Below are 2,722 nucleotides of genomic sequence, written 5' to 3' on the forward strand. Positions count from 1 at the left end.
GTCGAAGATCGACGCGGCCAAGGAGTGGATCAAGTCCATCGCCTCGGAGCCGGAACTGAACGCCATCTACACCGGCAAGGTCGTGAAGATCGTCGACTTCGGCGCCTTCGTGAACTTCTTCGGCGCCAAGGACGGCCTGGTCCATGTGAGCCAGATCTCCAACGAGCGCGTCGGCAAGGTGTCGGACGTCCTGACCGAGGGCCAGTCCGTGAAGGTCAAGCTCCTGGGCTTCGACGATCGCGGCAAGACCCGCCTCTCCATGAAGGTCGTCGACCAGGAGACCGGTGAAGACCTGTCGGCCAAGTCGCCGGCCGAGACCGAAGAAGCCTAAGGCTTCCAGGTTTGTAGAGTTCGAGGGGGCGGCCGCAGCGATGCGGTCGCCCTTTTCGTTTGGGTCGCTCGCCGCTCGCGCTAACCTCGCGCCATGTGCAACGAATTCGCCCGTCAGAAACAGCTCGCCGACGCCATCGCCGAGTTCGACAAGCGCGGCCTGCCGCTGTTCGGCTGGCGCGACGGCCTGGTTCCCAACCTCGACGCCCAGCCCTCCATCCGCATCCGCGACACCGCGGTGGTGGTGCGGCTGCGCGGCGGGGCGCTGGAGGGAGAGGCGGTCACCTGGGCCTGGCCCGGACCGCGCGGGGCGCCGGTGTTCAACTTCCGCGCCGAGGGCAGGAACTTCTCGCACAGCGACCGGGTCCTGGTCCTGGCCGACGGGTTCATCGAGTACACCGCCCCCCAGGCCGGCGGCGTGAAACTGAAGGACCGCCACCGCTTCACCCTGGCGGCGGAGGATTGGTTCTGGATCGCCGGCATCGTCAAGGAGGGCTGCTTCACCCTGCTGACCACCGAGCCCGGTCCTGACGTGAAGCCGTTCCACGACCGCCAGATCGTCACCTTCGCCCCCCAGGCGGGCATGGATTGGCTGACCCTGGCCCGGCCGGAAGGCGAGCTGCTCCGGGCCGGGCCGGCGGGGACGCTCATCGCTCAGACCCTGCGCAAGGATGGCGTCGACCTGGCCGCCTGAAACGCGAAAGGCCCGCCGGTGAGGGCGGACCTTCGGCTTCCAGCGGTTTCGGCGGGATCAGCCCCTGAGCTTGCGCAACAGCACATCCACGTCGCGGGCGATCATCGGATCCTCCGCCTTCAGGCTCTCGATGCGGCGCACGGCGTGTAGCACCGTGGTGTGGTCGCGACCGCCGAACCTACGGCCGATGTCGGGCAGGGAGCGGGTGGTGATCTGCTTGGCGATCCACATGGCCACCTGGCGGGGCCGGGCCACCGCGCGGGCGCGGCGCTCGGAGATCATGTCAGCCTGCTTCAGCTGATAGTGCTCGGCCACGACCTTCTGGATCTGGTCGACGGTCACCCGGCGCTCATTGCAGGCCAGGTGGGGCCGCAGGATGGTCTGGGCCTCGTCCAGGGTCAGGCGGGCGATATCGCCGCCCACGCGGGCGATCAGGGTGTTGAGCGCCCCCTCCAGCTCGCGGACGCTGTCGGTGAAGCGGTCGGCCAGGAACTGCAGGACCTCGGCCTTGGCCGACGGAACGAAGCGGCCCTGGGCGGCCAGGGTGGCCAGCTTGCGCTCCAGGATGCCCAGACGCAGGGTCCGGTCGGCCGGCTCGATGCCGCAGACCAGGCCCGACTGCAGGTGGCTGCGCAGGCGCGGCTCCATTTCCGACAGTTCGGCGGGCGAGCGGTCGGCGGTCATCACCACGCGGCGGCCGTCCTCGACCAGGGCCAGCAGGGTGTGGAACAGCTCCTCCTGGGTGGAGGTCTTGCCGGCCACGAACTGGACGTCGTCGATCAGCAGCAGGTCGGCGTTGCGCAGCTCGTCCTTGAAGGCCGCGGTCTGGCGGTCCTGGACGGCCTTGACGAAGGTCGTCGTGAAGCGCTCGGCGGTGATGTAGACCACGCGCTTGCCGGGGCCGGTCTGCATGGCCTCCCAGGCCAGGGCGTTCAGCAGGTGGGTCTTCCCGAAGCCGTAGGGGCCGTGGAAGATCACCGGATTGAAATGGCCGTCGGCCCAGGACGCCACCCGGCGCGCCACGGCGAAGGCGAACTCGTTGGCCGGGCCGGCCACGAAGGTCTCGAAGGAGAAGCGCTCCTGCAGGCCCTGCTGACGGGCCGCGCGGGCCTCGACGCTGGGCGCCGCGACCGGAACCTCGATCTCGATGACATCGGTGTCTACGGCGGCGACCGAAGGAGAAGCCAGGGCTTGGGTCTCGGCATAGGCGCCTTGCGCCTGGGCGTCGAACTCCATGCGCGACTTCAGGTCCAGGCTGCGGCCCATGGGGTCGTTCTGGGCCCACAGCTCGCCGATGCGCCGCCAGGCATGACGACGAATCCAATCGCGAGCCACGCCGGTGGCGGCCACCAGGCACAGGTCCGCCCCGCGTTCGCGCAGGGCGGCTTGGCCGAGCCACGACCCGAAGGTCGCCTCGCCCAGCTCCCGCTTCAGCGCGACGCAGGTTTTCGTCCAGACAGCCCCCGCCGGCGCCTCAGACATAGAACCCGCAATGCCACCATTGGCCATCATTCCAACCCCATCATGTGTCATCAGCCCAGCGCCCCCGCGACGGCTAACTTTGTTTAACGAACACAAAGCCTTATTCAGCGCGAGCATAGCCCTCGCCGCCGTCTTTTTTCATCCGAGATCAGATGGAAGGACGTCTTAAGACTTGCCACCCTAGTCGGGGCGGTTAGGGGGTCAACGGTGATTCTT

At 68.1% G+C, this 2,722-nt stretch carries 3 protein-coding genes; 2 read left to right on the forward strand and 1 reads right to left on the reverse strand.

Translation table 11 applies throughout. The annotated features are described in order from the left end of the window. Window positions 1-331, forward strand: a 331-nt coding sequence (locus Q8Q88_RS11880) for a S1 RNA-binding domain-containing protein (protein ID WP_305675398.1), incomplete at its 5' end; no start/stop codon positions are given. Between the two features lie 93 nt (window positions 332-424). Beyond that, on the forward strand, window positions 425-1,024 hold the full coding sequence (locus Q8Q88_RS11885; protein ID WP_305675399.1) for an SOS response-associated peptidase family protein: 600 nt from the start codon (window positions 425-427) through the stop codon (window positions 1,022-1,024). Between the two features lie 57 nt (window positions 1,025-1,081). Here Q8Q88_RS11885 and dnaA read toward each other — a convergent pair whose 3' ends face one another. Next, window positions 1,082-2,536, reverse strand: a complete 1,455-nt coding sequence (gene dnaA / locus Q8Q88_RS11890; protein WP_305675400.1) for a chromosomal replication initiator protein DnaA — start codon at window positions 2,534-2,536, stop codon at window positions 1,082-1,084. Between the last annotated feature and the right edge of the window lie 186 nt (window positions 2,537-2,722).

Source organism: Phenylobacterium sp. (assembly GCF_030697925.1).
Taxonomy (GTDB): domain Bacteria; phylum Pseudomonadota; class Alphaproteobacteria; order Caulobacterales; family Caulobacteraceae; genus Phenylobacterium.